Annotated in this window: 23 protein-coding genes; 16 read left to right on the forward strand and 7 right to left on the reverse strand. The window is 68.9% G+C overall.

Translation table 11 applies throughout. The annotated features are described in order from the left end of the window. Window positions 1-85 precede the first annotated feature (85 nt). The gene (locus ABZ412_RS33020) at window positions 86-709 is read left to right on the forward strand and encodes a TetR family transcriptional regulator (protein WP_357288283.1); all 624 of its coding nucleotides are present in this window, start codon (window positions 86-88) and stop codon (window positions 707-709) included. A gap of 7 nt (window positions 710-716) precedes the next feature. On the opposite strand, the gene ABZ412_RS33025 is transcribed toward ABZ412_RS33020, so the two are convergent. The 3 genes from ABZ412_RS33025 to ABZ412_RS33035 all read right to left on the reverse strand — a co-directional run bounded on the left by ABZ412_RS33025 (window position 717) and on the right by ABZ412_RS33035 (window position 4,984). After that, window positions 717-1,352, reverse strand: coding sequence for a hypothetical protein (locus ABZ412_RS33025; protein WP_357288286.1), 636 nt, complete (start codon window positions 1,350-1,352; stop codon window positions 717-719). A 135-nt stretch (window positions 1,353-1,487) separates the two neighbouring features. After that, window positions 1,488-3,287, reverse strand: a complete 1,800-nt coding sequence (locus ABZ412_RS33030) for an alkyl sulfatase dimerization domain-containing protein (protein ID WP_357288288.1) — start codon at window positions 3,285-3,287, stop codon at window positions 1,488-1,490. Window positions 3,288-3,295: 8 nt separating this feature from the next. Beyond that, entirely contained in the window at window positions 3,296-4,984 is a 1,689-nt protein-coding gene (locus ABZ412_RS33035; protein WP_357288290.1) for a SulP family inorganic anion transporter, read from the reverse strand. 208 nt (window positions 4,985-5,192) lie between these two features. On the opposite strand from ABZ412_RS33035, the gene ABZ412_RS33040 reads away from it, so the two are divergent. The 6 genes from ABZ412_RS33040 to ABZ412_RS33065 all read left to right on the forward strand — a co-directional run bounded on the left by ABZ412_RS33040 (window position 5,193) and on the right by ABZ412_RS33065 (window position 11,121). After that, the gene (locus tag ABZ412_RS33040) at window positions 5,193-5,735 is read left to right on the forward strand and encodes a helix-turn-helix domain-containing protein (protein WP_357288292.1); all 543 of its coding nucleotides are present in this window, start codon (window positions 5,193-5,195) and stop codon (window positions 5,733-5,735) included. 103 nt (window positions 5,736-5,838) lie between these two features. Further along, window positions 5,839-6,696 carry a metal-dependent hydrolase gene (locus ABZ412_RS33045; protein WP_357288294.1) on the forward strand — a complete coding sequence of 286 codons (858 nt, stop codon included), beginning with the start codon at window positions 5,839-5,841 and terminating at the stop codon, window positions 6,694-6,696. Window positions 6,697-6,727: 31 nt separating this feature from the next. After that, a complete protein-coding gene (locus ABZ412_RS33050) occupies window positions 6,728-7,609 on the forward strand; it encodes a metal-dependent hydrolase (RefSeq protein ID WP_357288296.1) in 882 nt (293 codons plus the stop codon). Window positions 7,610-7,625: 16 nt separating this feature from the next. Next, window positions 7,626-9,197 (forward strand): NAD(P)/FAD-dependent oxidoreductase, encoded by a 1,572-nt coding sequence (locus tag ABZ412_RS33055; protein WP_357288298.1) that lies wholly within the window; start codon window positions 7,626-7,628, stop codon window positions 9,195-9,197. Continuing rightward, window positions 9,194-10,084: an SDR family NAD(P)-dependent oxidoreductase gene (locus ABZ412_RS33060; protein WP_357288300.1), complete on the forward strand. Its 891-nt coding sequence runs from the start codon at window positions 9,194-9,196 to the stop codon at window positions 10,082-10,084. The genes ABZ412_RS33055 and ABZ412_RS33060 overlap by 4 nt, the downstream gene beginning before the upstream one ends. Beyond that, window positions 10,081-11,121 carry a ferredoxin--NADP reductase gene (locus tag ABZ412_RS33065; RefSeq protein WP_357288301.1) on the forward strand — a complete coding sequence of 347 codons (1,041 nt, stop codon included), beginning with the start codon at window positions 10,081-10,083 and terminating at the stop codon, window positions 11,119-11,121. Before ABZ412_RS33060 ends, ABZ412_RS33065 begins: the two co-directional genes overlap by 4 nt. Before the next feature lie 59 nt (window positions 11,122-11,180). Here the strand turns inward: ABZ412_RS33065 and ABZ412_RS33070 are convergent, their stop codons facing one another. From ABZ412_RS33070 to ABZ412_RS33080, 3 genes are read right to left on the reverse strand one after another with little or no spacing between them, the layout of a single operon-like run. Continuing rightward, a complete protein-coding gene (locus tag ABZ412_RS33070; RefSeq protein ID WP_357288302.1) occupies window positions 11,181-11,375 on the reverse strand; it encodes a hypothetical protein in 195 nt (64 codons plus the stop codon). Next, a complete protein-coding gene (locus tag ABZ412_RS33075) occupies window positions 11,375-12,577 on the reverse strand; it encodes an amidohydrolase (RefSeq protein WP_357288305.1) in 1,203 nt (400 codons plus the stop codon). Before ABZ412_RS33075 ends, ABZ412_RS33070 begins: the two co-directional genes overlap by 1 nt. Then, a complete protein-coding gene (locus ABZ412_RS33080; RefSeq protein ID WP_357288308.1) occupies window positions 12,574-13,812 on the reverse strand; it encodes an MFS transporter in 1,239 nt (412 codons plus the stop codon). Before ABZ412_RS33080 ends, ABZ412_RS33075 begins: the two co-directional genes overlap by 4 nt. 172 nt (window positions 13,813-13,984) lie before the next feature. On the opposite strand from ABZ412_RS33080, the gene ABZ412_RS33085 reads away from it, so the two are divergent. The 6 genes from ABZ412_RS33085 (at window position 13,985) to ABZ412_RS33110 (ending at window position 20,350) form a co-directional block, all read left to right on the forward strand. After that, entirely contained in the window at window positions 13,985-15,205 is a 1,221-nt protein-coding gene (locus tag ABZ412_RS33085) for a serine hydrolase domain-containing protein (RefSeq protein WP_357288311.1), read from the forward strand. 234 nt (window positions 15,206-15,439) lie between these two features. Continuing rightward, a complete protein-coding gene (locus ABZ412_RS33090) occupies window positions 15,440-17,152 on the forward strand; it encodes a thiamine pyrophosphate-binding protein (protein WP_357288314.1) in 1,713 nt (570 codons plus the stop codon). Continuing rightward, window positions 17,149-17,808, forward strand: coding sequence for an SRPBCC family protein (locus ABZ412_RS33095; protein WP_357288316.1), 660 nt, complete (start codon window positions 17,149-17,151; stop codon window positions 17,806-17,808). The genes ABZ412_RS33090 and ABZ412_RS33095 overlap by 4 nt, the downstream gene beginning before the upstream one ends. A gap of 2 nt (window positions 17,809-17,810) precedes the next feature. Beyond that, the gene (locus ABZ412_RS33100; RefSeq protein ID WP_357288319.1) at window positions 17,811-18,827 is read left to right on the forward strand and encodes a 3-oxoacyl-[acyl-carrier-protein] synthase III C-terminal domain-containing protein; all 1,017 of its coding nucleotides are present in this window, start codon (window positions 17,811-17,813) and stop codon (window positions 18,825-18,827) included. 12 nt (window positions 18,828-18,839) lie between these two features. Next, on the forward strand, window positions 18,840-19,844 hold the full coding sequence (locus ABZ412_RS33105; RefSeq protein WP_357288322.1) for an aminotransferase class I/II-fold pyridoxal phosphate-dependent enzyme: 1,005 nt from the start codon (window positions 18,840-18,842) through the stop codon (window positions 19,842-19,844). Then, window positions 19,844-20,350 carry a MarR family transcriptional regulator gene (locus tag ABZ412_RS33110; RefSeq protein ID WP_357288325.1) on the forward strand — a complete coding sequence of 169 codons (507 nt, stop codon included), beginning with the start codon at window positions 19,844-19,846 and terminating at the stop codon, window positions 20,348-20,350. Before ABZ412_RS33105 ends, ABZ412_RS33110 begins: the two co-directional genes overlap by 1 nt. Before the next feature lie 13 nt (window positions 20,351-20,363). On the opposite strand, the gene ABZ412_RS33115 is transcribed toward ABZ412_RS33110, so the two are convergent. Then, window positions 20,364-21,074, reverse strand: a complete 711-nt coding sequence (locus tag ABZ412_RS33115; protein ID WP_357288328.1) for a Mut7-C RNAse domain-containing protein — start codon at window positions 21,072-21,074, stop codon at window positions 20,364-20,366. Between the two features lie 332 nt (window positions 21,075-21,406). Here ABZ412_RS33115 and ABZ412_RS33120 point away from each other — a divergent pair, with 332 nt between their 5' ends. The 3 genes from ABZ412_RS33120 to ABZ412_RS33130 all read left to right on the forward strand — a co-directional run bounded on the left by ABZ412_RS33120 (window position 21,407) and on the right by ABZ412_RS33130 (window position 23,567). Then, on the forward strand, window positions 21,407-21,805 hold the full coding sequence (locus ABZ412_RS33120; protein ID WP_357288331.1) for a hypothetical protein: 399 nt from the start codon (window positions 21,407-21,409) through the stop codon (window positions 21,803-21,805). A gap of 194 nt (window positions 21,806-21,999) precedes the next feature. Further along, window positions 22,000-23,190 (forward strand): condensation domain-containing protein, encoded by a 1,191-nt coding sequence (locus ABZ412_RS33125; protein WP_357288334.1) that lies wholly within the window; start codon window positions 22,000-22,002, stop codon window positions 23,188-23,190. Window positions 23,191-23,390: 200 nt separating this feature from the next. Beyond that, window positions 23,391-23,567 carry a hypothetical protein gene (locus tag ABZ412_RS33130; RefSeq protein ID WP_357288337.1) on the forward strand — a complete coding sequence of 59 codons (177 nt, stop codon included), beginning with the start codon at window positions 23,391-23,393 and terminating at the stop codon, window positions 23,565-23,567. Window positions 23,568-23,686: the final 119 nt, after the last annotated feature.

The raw sequence follows: 23,686 nt of genomic DNA on the forward strand, positions 1-23,686 counted from the left end.
CATTGTCTCTCTTTGTCGCAAGACTATGCGACAGATTGTGCCGCACTGTCGCAACCGATTAGACTCCGGTCAGGAGGTGCGCCCGGTGGAATCCCCCTTGTCGTTGCAGGCTCTGCTCACGGCCGTCGAACCCGACGACGCCGTGGACACCCGCATCAAAGAGGCCGCCCTGGAACAGTTCTCGCTGGTCGGCATCCGCCGGACCAGCGCCGACGACATCGCCAAGCGGGCCGGGGTCAACCGGGCCACCCTCTACCGGCGGATGGGCGGACGCGAGGAGATCACTCGGGCCGCGCTCGCCCACGAGGTGCGCCGGACCCTGGCCGAGATCGAGCGTGGGATCGGGGATATCGCCGATCCGCTGGAACGCCACACCCGTGGCTTCGTCGTCACCGTGACCACGCTGCGCGACCATCCGCTGCTGCGGCGGCTGCTCGCCGTCGATCGTGACGAGGTGCTCGGCTGGCTCACCCTCGAGGCCGGTGAGATTCTCGGTATAGCAACCGTGTTCGTGACCGAGCAGGTCGGCGCGGCCCGGGCGCAGCTCGGACTGTCGGGGGACGACCAGACGGAGTTCTACGCCACCACCATCGTGCGGCTGATCCATTCGCTGGTGCTGACCCCGGACGCCCCGCCGCTGCTGGACTCGGAGGAGCGGCTGCGCGACTATGCCGTCCGCTACCTCCAGCCCTTGTTGACCGCGCCCTGACTTCGATTCACTCGGCGGCGAGATGCCTTCGCCGCGAGACGATATGGATGCCGACCACCAGGGCCCACACGGGCAGGACCCAGGCGATGCGGATCTCCGTGGTCACCGCGATCAGCATGAAAAGCGCTGCGGCCATGGACAGCAGGCTCAGCCAGCGCGGGAACGCACCGGTGACGCGGCCGAGATTGGCCAGGGAGAGCATGAATACCGCGGAGATGCGCGGTGCGATGACGGTGATCAGGGTGATGCCCAGGCCGTGGCTGGCCGGGTAGGCGTCCGCGGCGATCGCCGGGCTCGCCTGCTGGGCGAGGGTGGCCGGCACCGCGAAGGCGGCCACCGAAGTGAGCAGCAGTGCGATGAGGAGCACTCCGCTGCCGAGGAAGACCGTGGCGAACAGCTGATCTTCGCCGGTGCCGAGGCGGCGGCGGAGGGTGCCGATGAACCACAGCAGCGCGATCGACGCCACCACCATGATCAGCACGACGGCGGTGAGCCGGGTGCGATGGCCGGACTGGGAGAGCCACTGCTCCACGGTCGCGTGATCGGCGCTCCAGCCGGGCATGCCGCGCAGCAGCTCCACCCCGACCAGCGTCAGGATCGCGAAAACGATTCCGGTGAAGCCCATGGCTTCGATCGAGGCCATGCGGCCGGTTCCCCGTGCGGTTGGCGCCGTCACCTTCATGTCCTCGCTTCTTGTCGGTTCGGGTGGATCCGGTGTGGGAGAAAACCCGTCCGGATCGCGTCGGAGCTGGTCGATGCGATCCGAACGGCCGCAGTATCAGGGGGTGACGATCGCGAAATCGGGATCGGATTTGTCGAGCAGTCCGGTGAGCCGCTTCCACACCGTCGTGTCGCCCTTGGCCTGTACGTTGTCGAACGAGCCGGTGCCGATCAGTTGCAGCAGGCCGAGCTTGGTGAGGGTCATGTCCAGATCCGAGGTGTGGTCCCGGGTCGTGGGGTAATGGATCAGCGCCCCGTGGCTCAGTTCCATGCGGTAGTTCTCACCGCTGTCGGTGAAATGCCAGCTGATGCTGAACTTTTCGGACCAGGCCCGCTCGCCCACGACATTCAGCGAGAGAGTGTCGAAGAGCTGGGTGATGCTCATCGCCTTCGCCATCTCGGGGCTGGGCGCGAGCAGGGTGTGGGGGATGGGGTTGCGCAGTTCGAACGCGCCGGTGAGGAAACAGTTGCGCCAGGTGGCATTTTCGGACCCGTAGGCCAGGCGTTCCAGGATCGAGGCGAGCGCCTTCTTCGCCTCGGCGTGGGACGGGTCGGCGAAGACCGCGTGACTGCCCAGTTCCGCCGCGAACCGCAGGTCGCCAGAACTCGCGAACTCCTTCACTTTGGCCACGGTCGCGTCCACACCGCCGAGCAGCCGCACGTACCGAGTGGCCTGTTCCTGTGGCGGATGCATCCACAGGTGTGCCGGGTTTGCGTCGTACCAGCCGAGGTAGCGCTGGTAGATGGCCTTCACGTCGTGGCTGATCGAGCCGTAGTAGCCCCGGTTGTTCCACTGCGCCGCCAGATCCGGCGCGAGCGGGAAGTCCTCGGCGATCTCGCTGCCGGTCTCGCCCTGGTTCATCCGGCGCACGGTCTGGTCGTGCAGGTAGGCATAGGTGTCGCGCTGCTGGGTCAGGAACTCGACGAGGTTCTCCCGGCCCCAGGTCGGCCAGTGATGCGAGGCGAAGACGACGTCGGCGCGCTCGGCGAACAATTCGATGGCCTCGGCGATGTAGCGCGACCACATGCGCGAGTCCCGAACCTGAGCGCCGCGCAGGGTCAGTATGTTGTGCAGGGTGTGGCAGGCGTTCTCGGCCATGCACAGCGCGTTGCGGTCCGGGAGCAGGAAGTTCATCTCGGCGGGGGCCTCGGTGCCCGGTGTCATCTGGAAGATGAACCGCACGCCGTCGATCTCCTCCTCCTGCCCGGTCGCGGTGATGTCGAGGGTCGGTGGCAGCAAACCGAATTCACCCGCCGACGCGATCGGGCCCAGGCCCATGCCGACCACGCCTTCGGGGTTACGTGGCAGGTTCGCGCCGGAGTAGTACATGCCGCGGCGCAACATGGCGGTGCCGGCGTACACGTTCTCGGAGATGGCGTGTTCCATGAAATGCTCGGGCGCGATGATCGGCACCGTGGTGTCCGGGTCGACCACGCCGAGCACGCCGCCGAAGTGGTCCGCGTGCGGGTGGGTGTAGATCACCGCCCGCACCTCGCGGTCGCCGCGATTCGCGCGGTAGAGCCCCAGCGCGGCGGCCGCGGTCTCCGTGCTGACCAGCGGGTCGACGACGATCACGCCGTTGTCGGACTCGATCAGGGTCATGTTCGAGATGTCCAGGCCGCGAACCTGATACACGCCCTCGCACACCTCGTACAGGCCGTGGATGGCCGTGAGCTGGGACTGCCGCCAGAGGCTGGGCGGGACGGTGTCCGCGCCCTTGCCTTTCAGGAAGTCGAAGGAGTCGGCGTCGTACGCCGTGCCGCCGTTCTTCGCCGGAATCACACCTGGTATCAGACGGGCGATGAATCCACGCTCGGCGTTCTCGAAATCGGTGCGGTCAACGGGTGCTGCTGTCATGTGTCACCTCACTGTTGGGTTTTCCGACTCTCGATCCAGTTGGTTCCGAGGTCGACGGCCTTGGCGACGGGCCCGAAGATCTCGGGTTCGGCCGCGACGATGCCGTCGACGCCGAGCTCGTCGGTGAGCCCGGTGTGCTGCAGGACCCGCGCCAGTTCGGGCTCGACGCCCGCGAGCACGAGTCGTCCGCCGGCGGTGTGCAATTCGCGGTTGTAGCGTTCGAGCAAACGCAGGATGGCGGAGGAGGGGATGTCGGGCATGGCGCGCAGGACCAGCACCAGCACCGCGTTCCGGGCCCCGGAGACATCGGGCAGAGCGGCTTCGAGCCGGGGCAGTTCGGCGAAGAAGCTGGTGCCGCGATAGTCGAGGACGGTGACCTCGCCGGACGGAAGCGCCTGCGGCACAGGCGCGGTGCACCATGCGCCGTCCGTATCGCGGGTCAGGCCGACCAGCTGGATCTGCCGCGCCGCCTGCACGCAGTACAGCAGCAGCGACAGCATCGCGCCGATCACGATGGCCTGCTGCAACGGCAGCTGGGTGGTGGCGGCGAAGGTGGCGATCATGGCCGCGGTGGACAGCATCGACGTGCGGGCCACCAGCTTGACGTCCTTGACCTTGCCCCAGATCAGTTCGCCGCCGACCACCAGGATGAGCCCGCCGATCACCGGCATCGGGATGCGCTCGGCCAGGCTGCCGCAGATGACCACCACCAGCGCCAGGAAGACGCCGGAAATGATGCCGGCCCAGCGGGTTCGGGCCCCGACGCCGGCCGCGACGCCGGTCCGGGACAGCGACCCGCCCGACGGCAGCGAGGAGAACAGGCCGCCGCCCAGATTGGCGATGCCCTGGGCGGTGAAGTCGGCATTGACGCTCGAGCGGCTGCCGTCCGGGTTCGGCATGGACGGTGCGACGCTGGCGGCCTGGGCCAGCGCGACCAGCGCCACCGACAGCGCACCGGCGGCCAAGTGCGGCATGGCGTCCCAGTTCGGTAGCGACAGCCCGGGCAACGCGCCGGGGATGCTCTCGATATCGGACACGAGTTCGACGTCGGTGCCCAGGATCGCGACCGCCACGCTGACCACCACCATGGCGACCAACAAGGCCAGGGCCTCGATCCTGGGTATCAGCCGGGCGACCGCCCAGACCAGGATGGTGCCGACGGCGACCCAGGTGGCCGAGGACTGCCAGTGCCCGATGCCGGTGAGCCAATTCCATACCTGCACAAGCTTGTTATGCCCGGGCGGCTTGTAGCCGGTGGCGTCCTTGAACACGCCGGTCATGATCTGCAGGGCGATGCCGGTGGAGAAGCCGACCATGACGGCGTTGGACACGAAGCTCATGACCACGCCCAGGCGCAGCACGCCCATGAGCACCATGACCACGCCGACCAGCAGGGTCAGCGCGGCCAGATTGCCCGCGTCGTGCGGATCGAGTCCGGCGGTGGCGATGGCGGATTGGCCGGTGAGGGCGATCGCGCTGGTCAGGGTGGTGACCATGAGGACGGTGGAGGCGGTGAGCGAGCCCAGGATGGGCGGCACCACGCCCGCGTAGAGTCCGGCCACCGGATTGAATCCGGCGATGGAGGCGTAGGCCATCCCCTCGGCGATGCTGAACAAGCCGGTCGCCATTCCGGCGGTGACGTCTTTGGCTGTTGGTTTGCCGATGCGTTGCCGAATGCTCATCGCGCTTGCGCCCACGCGTGTGTCTCCTCGCTGCCCGATCAGCCGTCGACAAGCTGGAACCCAGATCAAGTAGAACGCAGCGCACTGCGTCCCCGAACAGCCTTACATAGACCGGGCGAACTTCCGGCAAATTGAGACCGGTCTGTTGCTCAGAACTGGCCTCTGGACGAATCCGGACGTACGTCTCAGGATGAGACCTGATCTTCACCGGTGAGGAGTGGGCATGGTGGCCGAGCAGCGCGTGGATTGGCTGACGGGCGGGGTGCGGAGGTCGGCCGCCTCGGATCGGATCGTCGCGGTCGCCTCGGAACTGTTCCAGACCCGGGGCTTCGACCGGGTGGGCATGGACGACGTGGCGGCGGCGGTCGGCTGCTCGCGGGCAACTCTCTATCGGCATTTCCCGGGCAAGGCGGCGCTGTTCGACGCGGTCATGGCCAAGTCGGCGGTGGGGGTCGCCGAGCGAGTGGCCGCGACCGTGCGGCGCTACGAGGGCTCCCGGCGAATCATCGAGGCGATCCTGGCGTCGGTGGCCGCGGTGCGCTCGGATCCGGTGCTGGCCAAGGGATTCGCCGGCACCCGGGCGGGCGGCAGTGACGGCGCGTTCGCCAGCTCGCCGGAGCTCGGGCGGATCGCGACCCTGCTCACCGGCGTCGCGCCGGATGACGAAGCGGTGCAATGGATTGTGCGCATCGTGCTCTCGCTGCTGACCTGGCCGCTGGCTGACGCCGCGAGCGAGCGGCGGATGGTGGAGCGCTTCATCCGCTGAAACCGGCCGGGACGCGCCCTTGTCTACTGTCTGGGACAGTCCTACACTTGGTCTATCGAACACGCGGTACCGGGTACCTCGTGTCGCACCAAGGATGGTCCAGATGGCGAATACCCTTCCGGCGCAGACCTATCCCCGGGCCCGCCGTATCAAGTTCCGATTCGATCGCGCTTCCAGCGACAAGTACTTCGTCGAGAACGACATGGTCTACAGCCATTTCGTGGCCGGTATGTCCGGCGGCTTCCCGGCGGGGGAGGAGTCCTTCATCCGCTCGGTCCGCCGGGTGGCCGACCGGGTCACCGATCCGGTGCTGAAGAAGCGGGTGACCGGCTTCGTCGGACAGGAGGCCATGCACGGCCTCGAGCATCGCAAACTCAACGAAAAGCTGGTCGAGCTGGGCTATCCCATCGCCTGGCTGGACTCGCCGCGGGCCGTCGAGCGTATGCGGTGGATCGAGGAGCGGGTGTCGCCCGAGGTGCACCTGGCCATGACGGCGGCAGCCGAGCACTACACGGCGGTCCTGGCGCAGCGCATCCTGTCCAGCGATGAGATCCAGGCGATTCCCGGCGATCCGGAAGTCTGGAATCTGCTGAATTGGCATGCGCTGGAAGAACTCGAGCACAAGTCGGTCGCCTTCGACGTCTTCCGTGCGATCGGCGGCAGCGAGCGCACCCGCATCGCGGTCATGCTCGCCATGTACTCGCTCACGCTGCCGCTGACCTATGTGACGCTGGCGCTGGCCGTCGGGCGCGATCCGGTCGCGCGGCAGCAGCCGATCCGCGTTGCGCGCGAGGCGTATCGGCTGTTCACCGGTCCGGTCTTCCACCGGCTCATGCCGGAGCTGGGCAAGTATCTGCGCCCCGGCTTCCATCCCGACGACATCGACACCTCCGCCCTGCTGTCCCGGTGGCAGTCGGAGCTTTTCGGCGACGACGGCCAGCTCGTCGACCACCTGAAGTAGTCACAACTCCATTGCCAGAAAGGACCGGCCAATGACGATCGGTCGGCAGGACTCCGCGTCCCTCATGCCCTACCCGAAGGTGCGGCGCATGCGTTTCCGGTTCGGCGACCCCGAGCCGATGGCGCACCAATTCGTCCGGGGCGACATCCCTTTGACACATTTGATCGCCGTGCTCTCCGGCGCCTTTCCGCCGGGGGAGGAATCGTTCATCCGCTCGGTGCGCAAATTCTCCGGGCAGGTCACCGATCCCGTGCTCAAGAAGCGGGTGGCCGGATTCATCGGGCAGGAAGCCGTGCACGGGCAGCAGCATCGGCGGTTGAACGAGCAGCTCGTCGAGAACGGCTTCCCGATCGTGCGGCTGTTCACCTTCACGCCGGGCGCGCTGCGCGAACGCGGGGTGATGGCGATCGAGAACGCGGTGCCGCCGGAGGTGCATCTGGCGTTCACGGCCGCGGCCGAGCACTACACGGCCACGCTCGCCAAACGGATTCTGAGCAGCCAGGAGATCCAGGACATTCCGGGGGATCCGGAGGTGTGGCAGCTGCTGAACTGGCACGCCTTCGAGGAACTCGAGCACAAGTCCGTGGCGTTCGACGTCTTCCGGGCCGCCGGCGGGACCGAGGTCGTGCGGATCGGGGTGATGGCGGGGATGTACGTGTTCACGATCCCGGTGGTGTCGCTCGGCGTCCTCGCCTCGATCCTCAGCGATCCGCGCAGCTGGCGGCCGTGGCAGGTGGCGCGGCAGACGGTGCGGCTGGCGCGCGGGCCCATCGTGAAGGGACTGCTGAGGGAGATGCGGCCCTATATGCGGCCGGGCTTCCATCCCGACGACATCGACACCGACGGGCTGCTCGCGCAATGGCAGCGAGAACTTTTCGGCGCGGACGGCGAACTGTCCGACCGCATCGGCTGAGCCGGAGGAGACCGACATGGCAACACAGCGCGGTGGCACGGGTGCGCCGTCCGCCGTCCGGCCCGATCACGAGGTCATCGTGGTCGGCGCCGGATTCGGGGGCATCGGCACCGGGATCGCACTGCAACGGAGGGGAATCCACGACTTCGTGATCGTGGATAAGTGGGATCGGGTCGGCGGCACCTGGCACGCCAACACCTATCCCGGTGTGGCGGTGGATATTCCGTCGTTCATCTACAGCTTCTCCTACGAGCAGCGCGGGGACTGGTCGCGGGTCTTCGCGCCCGGCACCGAACTGCGGGACTACGCCGAGGGCATGGTCGACAAGTACGGGCTGCGGGAGAAACTGCGGCTGAACACCACCATCATGGCGGCCGACTTCGACGACCGGAACAGTCTGTGGCGCTTGCGCACCGATGGCGGCGAGCAGCTCACCGCGCGGTACATCGTGCTGGCGATCGGCGGGCTGGAACGGCCCAAGATGCCCGACATCCCGGGACTCGACGACTTCGGCGGGACGCTGGTGCACACGGCGCTGTGGGATCACGATGTCTCCCTGGCCGGGCAGCGGGTAGCGGTCATCGGCACCGGAGCCACAGCGCTGCAACTGATTCCGGCGATTGTGGACCAGACCGAGCACCTGACCGTGTTCCAGCGGACGCCCATCTGGGTGTTCCCGAAGAACGACGCCGAGGTCGGGCCGCTCGGGCGGATGGTGCTGGGCAATACCGGGATCCGCACCGCCCTGCGGCTGGCGGGCAATCTCGGCACCGAGGTCGCCATGAGCGGCATGGTGGCCGGACCGGCCTGGCTGACCTCGACCGTGCGCCGGGCCGCCGAGGCGCCGATCCGCCGCTGGATGCGGTCCCAGGTCCATGATGCGGAGCTGCGGGAAAAGCTCACGCCGCGTTACGGATTGGGCTGCAAACGGCCATCCATGTCCAATGACTACCTGCGGACCTTCAACCGGTCCGACGTCAGCCTGGTCACCGACTCCATCGCGCGGATCACCGAGCATGGGGTGGTCACCGTGGACGGGACCGAGCACGAGGTCGACGTGCTCGTCTGCGCCACCGGCTTCAAGCTGTGGGAGAAGGGCTCGATCCCGCCGTTCCCTGTCCGCGGGCGTGGCGGGCAGGATCTCGAGAAGTTCTGGGACGAGCACCGATATCAGTCCTACCAGGGTGTTTCGGTGCCCGGATACCCGAACTCGTTCACGATCACCGGGCCGTACGGGTTCGTGCTGGGTTCCTACATCTGGATGATCGAGGCGACCTCGGCGCATCTGGCGCGGGTCATCGCCGAGTCCAAGGCGCGCGGCACCACGGAGGTCGAGATCCGGCAGGAGGTGCACGACGAGTACTTCCGGCAGTGTCTGCGCAGGCAGCGGAAGAACTTCTTGTTCACGCCGGTGTGCGAGGGTTCCAATACCTACTACCTCGACAATCACGGTGATTCGCCGTTCCGGCCGTCCACGCACGGCGAGATGTACTGGCAGAACCGGCATTTCGATCTCGACGTCTACCGCTACACGGTGGGTGCGCCGGTCGCGGCCGAGACGGTCGCGCTCTCGGAGGAGGTGTCGTGAAACTCAATGCCATCGATCCGAAGCTGGTGGTGGTCACCGGCGCGGGCAGCGGGATCGGGCGGGCGACGGCACTGCGGTTCGCGCGTGGGGGATCCCAGGTGATCGTCTCCGATATCGACAAGGACGCGGCGCTCTCCACGGTGGCGCTCATCCAGGCCGAGGGGCGGCGGGCGATCGCCGCCCAGCTCGATGTGACCGATCCGCACGCCTGGGCTGCTTTCGCCCGGGACGTGCACGCCGATCACGGGGTGCCGGACGTGCTGGTCAACAATGCCGGAATTCTGGTCAGCGGGGCGTTCCTGGATCTCGAACCCGACGACTGGGAACTGCAGCTGGACGTGAACCTGCTCGGGGTGGTGCACGGCTGCCGGTCGTTCGGGCGGCTCATGATCGACGAGGGCAAGCGCGGGCACATCGTGAACATCGCCTCCGCGGCCGCGTTCACGCCGACGCCGGTCATGTCGGCGTACTCGGTGTCCAAGGCCGGGGTCAAGATGCTCACCGAATGCCTACGGCTGGAGTTCGCGCCGAAAGGCGTGGGGGTGAGCGCGATCTGCCCGGGCGTGATCAATACCGATATCGCCCGGCACGCCACCACGGTGGGGGTGGATCCACGGCTGGTGGAGCGTGGGCAGCAGCTCACCGCGCAGCTCCAGGCGCTGGCCGAACGCCTGCCGTTCTCGCCGATGAGCCCCGATCTGGTGGCGCGCGCCGTGGTCCGCTCGATCCGCTACGACCTGGCGGTGGTCCCGGTCCGCACCGAGGCATGGCTGGGGTACTTCATGCTGCGGCTGGCGCCGGGCGTGAATCGCCGCATGACCCAGGCCTTGTCGATGGACCGCATCCAGGCGGCCGGTGAGCTGGTCTTCGGCAGGAGAGCGCCGTGACCGCTCGCGCCCACCAGCTGAAGGTGCGTGAAGTCGTCAGCGAGACCGCCGACGCGGTCTCGCTGATCTTCGATATCCCCGACCTCACTCCGCGTTTCGCCTATTCCCCGGGCCAGTACCTGACCCTGCGCGTCCCCAGCGACCGCACGGGCTCCGTGGCCCGCTGCTACTCCTTGTCCAGCAGCCCCCACTGCGACGACCGCCCCACCGTCACCGTCAAACGCACACTCGGCGGCTATGCCTCGAACTGGCTGTGCGACAACGTCTCTCCCGGCGACATCCTCACCGTGCTCGAACCCGCCGGCGCCTTCGTCCCCCGCGCCTGGACCCACGATCTCCTGCTCTGCGCCGCCGGTAGCGGCATCACCCCCATCATCTCCATCCTGAAATCCGCCCTCACCCTGGGCCGCGGCAATATCGTCCTGCTGTACGCCAACCGCGACCGCGCCTCCGTCATCTTCGGCTCCCGGTTGCACGACCTGACCCGCCGCCACCCTCGCCGCCTCACGGTGACCCACTGGCTCGAATCCGACCGCGGCCTCCCCACTCCCCGCGACCTCGCGACGTGGGCCCGCCCCTACCGGCGCCATGACGTATATCTCTGCGGCCCAACCGGATTCGCCTCGACGGTCCGCCAGGGCCTGGGGCAACTCCGTATCCCCGACCGGGCCATCCACCGTGAGGACTACCGTTCACTGACCGACAACCCCTTCGAACACCACACCCCAGTCGCGGCCACCCCGCAACCGGTCGACCCCACCGCCGCCACCGTCCGAGTCGACATCGACGGCGAATCCCACACCCTGCCTTGGCCCCGCACCAAGAAGCTCCTCGACGTCCTCCTCGACCACGGCATAGACGCCCCCTACGTCTGCCGCGAATCCGCCTGCGCGACCTGCGTCTGCACCGTCGAACAAGGCCGCACCCGCATGCTCCGGAACGAGTCCCTCATCGAGGAGGAACTGGCCCAGGGCCAGACCCTCGCCTGCCAAACCCTCCCCGAATCCGACGACCTGCACATCTCCTTCGACCCGTAACCCACCCGAGGACACGGGTCCGGTAGAACTCATCTCCTCGTGACCTGCCCGGGCGGCTACTACGCCGACCAGGGCAATAGGACGGTCACCGTCGCGCCGCCCTGGACGCCGCCGACCACCACACCGCCGCCGAGAACCATCACGCCGCCGAAGTGCTCGTGGTGGCAGATCTGGTGCTGACCGTGTTCCGGTAGTCGATCGCGAGCCCGGTATCCACTCGGCCCGTGCGGCACGGGATACCGGGCTCGCGTCATTACGGGCGGGTGAGTTCGGAGCGGGCCGCCGTCAGCATGGTGGTGATGGCGGCGGGGAGGGCCTGGGCGGGGTCGGGGGCGAAGTGGGGGGAGTGGTTGGAGGGGTAGTGGGGTGGGAGGGCGGATTCGGTGAGCATGTAGTGGAGGTCGTCCTGGGTGAAGCGGGCGGGGTCCATGCCGCCGATGTGCCAGAAGACGGAGGGGACCCCGGCGGCGGTGCCGAAGGCGCCGAAATCCTCGCTGCCGGTGATGGGGTTCTCCATGGGCATGACGGGCAGGCTCGCGGCGGTGAGGGCGGCCAGGACGCGTTCGGTGTCGCCGGGGGTGTTCTCGGTGACCGGGAAGTGGTCGTAGAACTCGACCTTCGGTTCCTGGGGTGCGCCCGCGGCGGCGGCCTCGGCCTCGGCCAGGCGCTGGATGCCCTCGATCATGCGGGCGCGGGAGCCGTCGGTGAAGGTGCGCAGGCTGAGCAGGACCTCGGAGCTGTCGGCGATGATATTGGGGCGGGTGCCCGCGTGCAGTGCTCCGGCGGTGAGGACCGGCGTTGCGGCGGTGGCGGTCTGGCGGGCGGTCAGCGCCTGCATGCGCACCACGAAGGTCGCCGCCATGAGCAGCGGGTCGATGGCGGTGTGCGGCTGGGAGGCGTGGCCGCCCTTGCCGAGGAAGGTGATGCGCACCGAGTCGGAGGCGGCCATCAGGGTGCCGGGGCGGCTCAGGATCAGCCCTGCGGGCAGCGGGCCGACGTGCTGGCCGAGCACGATGCGCGGCGTCGGAAACCGGTCCAGCAGACCGTCGTTGAGCATGTCCTGCGCGCCCGAGCCGTTCTCCTCGGCGGGCTGGAACAGCGCGACCACCGTGCCGGGCAGCGGATTCGCGGACAGTTCCGCGCACGCGCCCAGCAGCGCGGTGACGTGCACGTCGTGGCCGCAGGCATGCATGACCCCGGGGACGGTCGAGGCGTAGTCGAGGCCGGTCTCCTCCTGCACCGGCAGGCCGTCCATGTCCGCGCGCAGCCACACCACCGGCCCGGGCCCGCTGTGCAGCACCCCGACGACGCCGGTGCCGCCGACGTTCTCGGTCACCTCCCAGCCGGGCAGCGCGCGCAGCTCGTCGGCCACCAGTCGCGCCGTGGCCCGCTCCTCACCCGACAGCTCGGGGTGGGCGTGCAGATGCCGGTAGACCTGCTGCCAGTGCTCGATCATGGGAGACGCTCCTTCGACGGGACGGCCGCCGCGGCGCGCCGGGACACCATCGTCCGGAACGCGTCGGCGGTTTGCGGAACCACCAGCGCCGCCAGCAGTGCCAGCAGCGGCCCGATGGCCATGGTTTCGAAAGCCGTTGTGTACGAAACATGATCGGTGATGAACCCGAAGGCGAGCGGGCTCACCACGCCCGCCAGCTGCCCGCCGAAGATGATCACGCCGGTGGCCGCGCCGATGTAGACGCTGGGCAGCGCCCGCAGCGGCACCGAGAACGCGGGCATGTAGGCCAGCCCCGCGACCAGGCTCATCACCACGCCCAGCACCACGAACAGCGGGAACGACTCCGCCCGCGGCAGTGCGAAGAGCATGGCGGCGGTGAACGCCATGGCGGGCACCACGATCACCCGTGGCCGGCCGCCGAGCCGATCCGAGAGCCGCGCCCCCAGCACCACCCCGGCCGCGGCGGCCAGCGTGGTCGGCACCGCCGCGAAAGCGATGCCCGCCATGGAGATTCCGCGCTGTTCGTGCAGGAAGGTCGGCGTCCACGCGGTCACGCCCCACACCAGCACGTCGTATCCGAAGAACATGACCGCGAAGCCGAGCAGCGCGGGGGAGAACAGCACCGAGCGGCGTTCGGCCGCGGGCCCGGCGGGCGCGACCGGAATCTCGTCCTGGGTCAGTGGTTCCGGCATCCACCGCCGCCAGGCCAGGATGACCGCCACCCCGAGCACCGAGATCACCGCGAACATGACCCGCCAGCCCACCGTGGGCAGCAGGACGCCCGCGATCACCGCCGCCAGCAGCAGGCCCGCCGCGTTGGAGGAGTTGGTCCAGCCGGCGGCCGTGGTGCGCTGCTCGGCATAGCTGCGTTCGGCGAGCGCCTTGATGGCCGCCGCCGGGAACACGCCCTGCACCAGACCGAACAGGAATCGAATCGCGAGCAGCACGCTGAACGACCAGGCGAGCGCGGTCAACCCGGTGAAGATCGACCAGGCGGTCAATCCGATGATCCCTACCCGCAGCGCCCCGTACCGATCCGCGAGCAGACCCCCGGGCACCTGGATGATCGCGTACGCGACGAAGAACACCGACACCAACAACCCCTGCTGCGTGTGGTCCAGCCCCAGGTCCTCGCCGATCGACGGCAGCGCGAAATTGATCACGGTCCGATCGATGTAGTCGACAACCCAGGCCGCGAACAGCAGCATGACGGTTATCCGTGTGGTGCGTGGCATCAGGCCCCTTCACAACGGGAGTGGCTGCATGCCACAGTGGCCCCCAAATCCGAGAATAGGGGCGATTTGCCCGATATTGCCATACGAACCGGGCCCCTCGATCGGCCCGGCGGCGGCTGACCCGCCGGTACCGCTACCGGCCCGAAAGCCGGTCCCCGTAGGCTCGCCGACGATGAGCGAGACGATGACGCACGGGTACGTGGCCGAGGGCTACGGCCGGGTCGCCGACGCCTTCCGCCGCAATTTCCGGCACGGCGAGATCGGCGCGGCGGTCGCGGTCTTCGACGGCGACACCCCCGTGGTGGACCTGTGGGGCGGCCCGCGCGACCCGGTGCGCGGACTCCCGTGGGAGCGCGACACCATCGCGCCCGTCTTCTCGTGCACGAAGGGCGTCGCGGCGCTGATCCTGGCCATGCTCGTCTCGCGCGGGCAGCTGGATTACGACGAGCCCGTGGTGCGGTACTGGCCGGAATTCGCGGCCCACGGCAAGGATGAGGTGACGGTCCGCCAGCTCATCGACCATCAAGTGGGCCTGCACATCCTGCGAGATATCCGGATGACCCTCGACGACCTGCACGATCTGGACAGCGTGGCCGCGGTGCTGGCGGCTCAGCGCCCCGGGTGGGCGCCGGGCACGCGGCAGGGCTATCACCCGGTCAGCATCGGGCTGTATCTCAATGAACTGGTTCGTCGCGCGGACCCGGCCGGGCGCAGCATCCGGACCTTCCTCGCCGAGGAGATCTCCGGTCCGCTGGGCGTCGATTTCACCCTCGGCCTGGACACGGACCTGGGCGGTGACCGGATCGCCCACCTGACCCGCACCATCGGCCTGGACCTGCGGCACGAGCGGAACCTGCCGTGGAATCAGGCGATTCCGGCGCTGATGCGCCGCGGTCAGCTCTTCCGCGCCCTGTCGGTGCCGGACCTGGGCATGCCCGAGGATTTCGTGCGCCCCGAGATCATGTCGGTCGAGTTGCCCGGCAGCAATGGGGTCGGCTCGGCGCGCGGCCTGGCCCGCATCTACGCGGCGGGCCTCACCGGCGAGTTGCCGATCGCGCCGGAGGTGCGGGCCCGCATCGCCGATCCGGGCCCGGTGCCCGCCCCGGACGCCGTGCTGCGCACTCCGACCCGATTCCACCTGGGCTTCCGGAAGTCGTGTCCCGCCTTCCCCTTCGGCTCATCCGACCACCGCGCCTATGGCACGCCCGGAATGGGTGGTTCGCTCGGTTTCGCCGATCCGGCGACCGGGCTCTCCTTCGCCTACGTCCCCAATCGGCTGGGTCTCACCCTCAATGGCGACCGGCGTTGCCTACGTCTGGCCCGCGCGGTGTTCGACTCCTCGACACGCCGAACGCGCACGCGCACTGAACCGCGGCGGTCCGCCGCTCGTTGATCCCGATGTATCGGCCTCCGGGCCGGTAGCCGTCCAGATGCGGTCCGGATTTCCCCCTGTGCCCGGACCGGGGCCCCGCCGGGATGTCCCCGGTGGGGTCTTCGCATGGCCAAAGTGCCTGTACGACAGCATCTTTCGGGCATGTCTGTGACCTGAGACACATTGATCGAGATCCCTCCGGCCAGATACCTTGTGTGCGATGCATCGTGGACAAGGCAATATGAACGGGGGACTGTGACCCAGAGCGAACGCGCGGCCCGAACCGTCGCCGACCTCGTCGTCGAACGGCTCGCGATCCACGCCGACCATGTCTTCGGGGTCGGCGGGGCCAATATCGAGGACGTCTACGACGCCCTGCACCGGCATTCGGAGCTCACCGGCATCATCGCCAAACACGAGTTCGGCGCGGCCACCATGGCCGACGGGTACGCCCGCGCCACCAACCGGCTCGGTGTGGTGGTCGCGACCTCCGGCGGAGGCGCGATGAATCTGCTTGCGGCCCTGGCGGAATCATTCGACTCGCGGGTTCCGGTCCTCGCTCTGGTGGGTCAGCCGCCACTGGGCCTGGAGGGCCGGGGTGCCTTTCAGGACACCTGCGGGGTTCCCGGCCGCATCGATGCCGAGCAGCTCTTCGCCCAGGTCGCCCGCCGCTGCGTGAAAGTCCGTCGACCGCAGGACATCTCGGTGGAGCTCGACCGGGCGATCGCGGCGGCGCTGGCCGGTGGTCCGGCTGTCCTGCTGCTGCCCAAGGATATCCAGGCCGCTCCGCTCATCGAAGGTGACCGGGCGACGGTCGAAGCGCAGGCTCGGGGACGCGACACCGCGGAGCAGTCCGGTGATCCGGAGCTGCTGCCCGATGACGTCCTGGATCTGCTGGCGGGGCTGCCGCAGGGGAGTCCGGTCGTAGTCATCGCCGGACCGGAGGTCGCCGCGGCCGACGCGCGCGCCGAATTGGCGACCGTCGTGCGGGCGCTCGATGCGACGGTGCTGGTCACCCCGGACGCGAAGGACGCGTACTCGAACGCGGATCCCCGCTTCGCCGGTGTGGTCGGCGTGATGGGTCATCCGAACGCCGCCCGCCTGGTGTCCGAGGCGGAACTCTGCCTGCTCGTGGGAGCCCCACTCCCGCTCACCGCCCGCGCCGGACTGGACACCGCGCTCGCCGCCTGTCCACGGGTCGTGTACCTGGGTATCGAGCAGCCTTTCGTCCCGGTGCACGCCGAGGCGCGCGGTCCGCTGGCCGCCGCGCTGCGCGGTGTCGCGAACTCGACCCACGGGACCGAGGGCGCGCACCTCGAGCCGGGATCCGTCGGCGCACACCCTGATCGCCTGCCTGTGCCCGAGTTGTCCGTGCCGCCCGCGCCCGGACCCGGCGTCCGGTACCGCCCCGCCGTGGCGGCCATCGAAGCGGCACTGGACCCCGGCACCGACGTGGTCGCCGACGCCGGGAATACCGGCGCGGCCGTCGTGCACCACCTCGGAATCCCCGAGGGCGGCCGGTTTCTGATCGCCCTGGGCATGGGCGGCATGGGCTATGCGTTCGGCGCCGGCATCGGCTGCGCGCTGGGCCGCGGCCGCCGCACCGTGGTGATCGCCGGGGACGGCGCGTATTTCATGCACGGCCACGAGGTGCACACGGCGGTCGAGTACCAGGCGCCGGTCACCTTCATCGTGTTCAACAACAATGCCCACGCCATGTGCGTGACGCGCGAGCAGGTCTTCTACTCCGGCGAATACAGCTTCAACAGATTCCGCGTGTCGGAGATCGGCGCGGGGGTCGCCGCCCTGTTCCCGGAGCTCCCGGTCTGGACCGCGCGCACCCTCCCCGAGTTCGAGCAAGCCCTGGACAAGTCGCGGGCAATACCGGGGCCCGCGTTCATCGAACTGCAGTGTGACCCGGACGAGTTCCCACCCTTCGCACCGTTCCTGAAGGAGTCTTTCGCATGACCGAGACCGTCGCCGACGAGCCGATCGAAGTCCCGGAGCTGGACGTGCCCGGCGTGTACCGCATCGAGAGCATGGCCCTCAAGGAGGGCATGCCGCTGGTCCTGGACATGACCCGCGCCGTGTACCCGCACGACGAGATCTACGGCCAGTACTGCACCGTCACCGAGTACGTGGCCGCGCCGCCGGACGAGGTGTACGCCTACCTGGCCGACACCCGCAGCCTGTGCGAATGGACCTACAGCATGCGCGGTTTCGAGCGCACCGCCGATCCCGAGGTGTGGGTGTCCGACGACCGGATCGGCTCGCACACCCGCATCTTCACCCGCACCGTCGCCAACCCCGAGGCCCGCACCGTCGACTACCACTGCGCCTGGGACCAGGCCGACCACCTGTGGATGGTCTACCTGATGCGGGTGGTGGACGCGCAGGTGGTGCTGAACAAGCCGGGTTCGGTCGTCACCTGGACCAATTGCCACCACCCCTTCTACGAGGACAACGCCTACCCCGAGACCGCGCCCGAGGGCCGCCCGGTGTGGGTCGGCGACTTCTGGCACCTCTTCGCCGCCGGGCACCTGCTGGAACTGCGCAATCTCAAAGCGATCTGCGAACACCGGCACGCCGCCGGGCAGCCGATCAAGCCGGAATGGATGGACTGATCATGAGCGCCGACACCGTGAGCCTGCTCGACGTCGCCGGGTACCTGCCCGAGACCATCGTCTCCGCCGACTATTTCGCGCAGTACGCCGACCCGGACGAGGTCACCTCGAACCTCATGTTCAAGGCCCCCAAGTTCCGCCGCCACGTCGCGCCGGGCGAGACCCCGGCCGATATGGCCGAGCGCGCGGTCGCCCCGATCCTGGACCGGCACGGCCGGGACGTGTTGCGGGGCATCGACATTCTGATCGTGCACACCCAGCTGCCCGATATCGGCATCGTCGGCAGCGGCGGGGATGTGGCGGCCCGGCTCGGCATCGCGCCGGAGTGGCTGATCGACCTGCACAATGGCGGCTGCGCGTCGTTCGTGTACGGCATGAAGCTGGCCCGCCAGATCCTGCTGTCCTCCGACGCCCGCTCGGCGCTGGTGGTCACCATCCAGAACGTGGCCGGTCAGGTCTTCACCCAGGAGCAGGTGCGCGGCAAGGCGCAGGCCGCGATTCCGGGTGACGGGGCGGGCGCGGGACTGCTGGTGAAGTCCGGTGATTCGCCGATCCTCGATATCGAGACCCGTCATCTGCCCGAATTCTCCGGGCAGATGACCGTGATCGCCGACCCGCCGCGCCGCTACTGGGAGGCCGGCAGCGGTGAGATGCACGTCGGCTTCACCGAATCCAAGATCGCGAAGGTGCTGCAGCGCGGCAACCGGCTGGTTCCCGAGGTGGCGTCGGCGGTGTGCGGCCGGATCGGCGTGCCCACCCAGGACCTGGACCTATTGGTCACCAATCAACCCAATAGAGCCTTCCTGCGCAATTGGAGAGACGCCCTGCAACTGCCGCAGGAACGGCATCCCGACACCTTCGACGACTGCGGAAACCTGTTCGGCGCGGGCATTCCCGTCACCTTCGACCGCGCGGTCGACGAGGGCCGGGTGCCGGCCGGATCGCTGGTCATGTTCGCGGGCTTCGCGCACGCGGGCGATTTCGCGGGGGCCGCCGCCCTCCGCTGGGGCGGACGCTGAAGGGGCGGCGCCGTGAGCCCCCTGGTGACGGCCGGACATCGGCTGCAGCTCAACGAGATTCCCTACGGTCCGCCGCCCTCGGTGCAGGAGGCGCTCAGCGCGGCGCTGGCCTCGGCCAACCGGTATCCGGAATTCCTGCCCCGCCGCCTGCCCCGGCTGATCGCCGAACGGCTCGGCTGCCCGCCCGATCGGATCGTGGTGGGCGCGGGCGCGACCGGCGTGATCATGCACATCGTCCAGGAATTCGGAGCGGGTGGCGCCGAGGTGGTGATGGCGTCGCCCACCTTCGACGGATTCCCCATTCTGACCAGCATGGCGGGCGGGCGGCCGATCACGGTGCCGCTCAACGATTCCGGGTGCCAGGATCTCCCGGCACTGGCCGCCGCGGTCACCGAGAGAACCCGGCTGCTGGTGGTCTGCAGCCCGCACAACCCCACCGGAACCCTGGTTCCGGCAAGGGAATTCGAGAATCTCCTGAAGGAAGTTCCGGACACCGTCACCGTGGTCCTCGACGAGGCGTACGTGGACTTCGTGTCGGACACCGATCGCGTCGATGTGTTCGCCCTGCTGGATCGACATCCGAACCTGCTCGTCCTGCGCACCTTCTCCAAGGCGTACGGTCTGGCCGCGCTGCGGGTCGGCTACGCGCTCGGGGCCACGCGGCTGATCACGCGAATAGCCCGCTGGCAGTTGCCTTTCGGTATGACCGCGCTGGCCGAGGTGGCGGTGCGGGCCTGCTACGAGGCCGAATCCGAGATCGAGGCACGGGTCGCGACCCTGGCCGCGCACCGCGACCGGCTCACCAGCGGACTGCGCGCGCTCGGTCTCTCGGTGCCCGACAGCTACGCCAATTTCTCCTACCTGACCCTGCCCGGTCCCGAGGCCGATCGGGTCGCGACCGCGCTGGCGGGCGCGGACATCCACGTCAAGTCCTATCCCACCGGTATCCGCATCACGGTCGGCGATCGGGCGGCCACGGACGCGGTGCTCGCCACGGTCCGCAGTACAGTGCAGTAATGCAAGAACATCCGCCTTCCGCACCCGCTGGGGCCGGAGCGGACGAGGAGATCGATTACGCGCTGCTCTCGCTCAATGCCCAGCTGTGCTTCGCGCTGTACTCCACGTCGCGATCCATGACCGCCGCCTACCGGCCGTTCCTGGACGATATGAATCTGACCTACCCGCAATACCTGGTGCTGCTGGCGCTGTGGGAGCGTCCCGGCATCGCCATGAAGGACCTGGGCGAACAGGTACACCTCGACTACGGCACCCTCTCCCCGCTGGTTCAGCGACTGCAGGCGCGCGGACTGGTGGAGAGCGTGCGCAGCGCCACCGACGGCCGGGCCGTGGTCCTGCACGCCACCGAGGCCAGCCGCGAACTCCAGCAGGGCGCGCAGCAGATGATCCGCACCGTGCTGGATCTGGTGGGAGTTCCGGTGGAGGACATCGAAGTCCTGCGCGACCAGGTCAAGACCCTGGGCGCGCGCCTGGACGCCGCCGCGGCCGCCGCCCGCGCCCGCTGACCACCGGAGTCGCTCAGGCGAATTTTGCCAAGGCGTCGGCCACGATGGCGTCCAGACGTGCGTGGTGCGCGCCCTTCCAATAGGTCTGGCCGCAGTCGACGCACTCGGCGAAGGTGTCGTAGCTCTGGCCGGTGTTGTCCGGCAGGCGGTCGCGGACCGTGGCCGGGTCGGCGGGGCGGAGCGCGCCGTTGCAGGAGGTGCACCGGGTCCAGGGGGCCAGCCGCGGGGCGAAGCGGGACAGGATGTCGTCCAGCTGCTCGGCGGGGTGATGGCTGTACACGTAGGCGCCGGAATAGATTTCGCGGCGGCGCAGCAGCCCGCGGTCGCGGGAGAGCAGGACCCGTTGCTCGGCGGCGGAACGGGAGGCCAGGGCGGCGTCGCCGATATCCGGATTCTCGTAGGCCGCATCGATTCCCAGCAGACGCAGGCGGCGCGCCAGGGTGCCCAGATGGATGTCGAGCAGGAAGCGCAGCGGCTCGGCGCACGCTTGCGGGCGGGCCACGGCCGACACGGTGATCTTCTCGCCGCCGCGCGGAATGTGGCCGGTGGCAACGGATTCGCCGTCCACCAGGACCGTGCCCACCTCGGTGAGCGGCACACCCAGCGACTCCACCACGTGCCCGAGTGTCGAGGTGCCGTCCACCCGGACCGGCGTGCGGTCCCGCTGACCGACGAACACGCGCAGCTCCGGCGCGAACTCGACGGTGATTTCCCCTGCGTTCACCAGCCCAGGATCCCAGAAATCGGGTACCCGCGAGCAACTCGTTTTCCGGTCGGGCCGCGACAGCGGTCTGCGGCCGAATGTGAAGTAGAGGCGAATTTCGCCGGTGCAGTGGCCTGAAGCACAGAGGAGGGTGTGAGAAAAGTCCGTTAACCAATTGTTTGCGCTCAAGCTGGTTGCGGAGTTGGTCGGTTGATGATTTTCTTGGGTTCGCAGGTCATCTACCCATCGGGTGAAAATCCTCGGCAGCGTCGCCAATCACAATTCGGACCTGCCCCCACCAAGTCGCCGCTCTCGGCGCGCTTGTCCTGATGAAGGTGAAAGGAAATCGGGCCATGTCTGCATTCCGATCGGCTCGTGCGGCCGCAGTCCTGCTGGCGGGGATCGCGGTGCCCCTGCTCGTGCCCGTCCTGGCCACCGCCGCACCGGCGGGTGGCGAGACCCCCGCCGGCGCCGGACCGGCCCCCGAGCAATCGATATTGCCGCAGCTCGGAACCGGTAGCTCCGCCGTGGGCACCGGGTCGTCTACTGCCGCCGGACTGGCCGGGGCGCTCGGCACCGGCAGTGCCGCCGCCGGCAGCCTGGCCGGGGTGGTGCCCGGACCCGGCTCGGTGCCCGGTCTGCTCGGCACCGGCAGCGGCGCGGCCAGTGGGTCCGCCCAGGCGGGCGGCACCGCGGCCCAGGCCTTGGGCTCGGGCAGCGCCGCCGCGGGCGCCGGATCCGCCGGCAAATAGTGCTCGACAGCACACTGGGCGGGGGCTTCCGATGTGCCGGATCACCGTCGAGCGGCATATCACCATTCAATAGCTTCCAATTCGCCGGATAGCTCATAAACGGGTTCGATCGCGCTGGTTCGCGCACCGTGGATTCTTCACGGAAATCGAACGGCCGCACCGGTACCGGCGAAGTCTCGATGAGGGAGACGGTCATGGATTACACCCACCTATCCGAATTCGCGGTACGCCCAGGCGCACTGACCCTGTGGCGGGCCGAACTGGCCTCCGGGGCGGCGTGGACCGCCGACGCCCGGCCCCTGGCCAGCGTGCACGTCCGACACTGCCGGGCGACGGACGCCGCCGACCCGCGACCGGGCCGGGATCGCTGGATCGGAACCATCTTCGAAATGGACGCACTGTTCCACCCCGCGCACTGGCGCGAGACCGCGCGCCGCTGGCACGCCCGCCACGAGGGCCTGCGCACCACCCTGACCCGCCACGACGGCCCCGAACCCGAGCGGCTGGTCTGCGCGGCCGCCGACGTCGCCGTCACCGCCGAGCCGATCCCCGGCATCACGGGCTCCGGAGCGATCAACGAATACCTCACCACCACACTGGAATCGAGACTCTCACCCCTGCGGTGGCCGCACTGCCTGCTCGCCACCGTGGAGCACGCCGACACCGGCGACTTCACCGTCCTGGTGGCCGCCGACCACTCCGTCCTGGACGCCTACTCGCAGGCCATCGTCATCCTCGAACTCCGCGCCCTGTACGCCGAGGTCACCCGAGGCGAGCCGCCCCGCGAATCGCCGACCTTCGGCAGTGCCGCGGACTTCGCCCAATGGGAACGCGACACCGCCGCCGCCCTCACCCCCGACTGCGACGCGGTTCGCTACTGGCAGCGCTTCCTCGACGGCTCCGGCGGCATGCTGCCCCGCTTCGAACCCGCGATCACTGCCACGGGGCGGGCGACTGTGATCGCGGGCGGTGCGACCGGCTCGGTCGCGGGCGGCGGGACGGGCGCGGTCGTCGGCGGGGGCGAGCTCGCGGCGCTCCCGCAAACATCCGTGTCGCGAAAGCTGTTGTCGCTCAGCGAACTAGAGCAGGTGGAGCGCGCGGTGACCGAGCGCGGACACCGCCTCTCGGTGGCGGTCTTCACCGCGCTCGCCATCGCCTACCGCCGGGCCTTCGGCCACCGCTCCCTGCGCGCCATCATGCCCATCGCCACTCGCCCCGACCTGCGCTGGCTCGAATCCATGGGCTGGTTCGTCAACGTCGTCCCCCTCGACCTCACCCTCGCCCCGACCTGGACCTGGACAGCGCCCTGGAGTCCACCCGCACCGTCCTGCGCCGCTCCCGCACCGCCAACGACGCCACCTGGACCCGCGTCCTGGAACTCCTGAACTGCACCGACCACCCCCGCTTCGGCATCTCCTTCCTCGACATCCGGGCCCTCCCCGACCACGAACTCGTCGAATCCCTGCGCGGCCACACCCTCCGCGCCGAGTCCTACTCTCCCGACGAGGTCTTCTTCTGGATAGTCCGAGCCACCGACGGCCTGCGCCTGTCCACCCGCTTCCCGGCCACCTTCCCGGAGGTCGAGATGGACCGCTTCCTCGCCGAATTCACCCGCGCCATGCGCGAATTCGCGGGCGCGCAGGGTGGCGGAGACCGAACCGCCGACACGCGAGCGTCTTTCGCGCTCCCGTCGGCCGCCCGCGACCGCGCCGCGGAGTCCATGCCCCCAGCCCCGCGGGCGCTGACACCGGCCCGGGTCTGACCATGGGCACGCCGTCGAAGACCCCGCGTGCTCGCCGCGATGAGGTGCGCCATCGGCCGGATCAATGCGTGCGCCGGAGTTTCGCCGTTCCCATGGCGGCGCCACCTGGTCGCGTCCTC

The organism is Nocardia sp. NPDC005746 (genome assembly GCF_040630785.1).
Taxonomy (GTDB): domain Bacteria; phylum Actinomycetota; class Actinomycetes; order Mycobacteriales; family Mycobacteriaceae; genus Nocardia.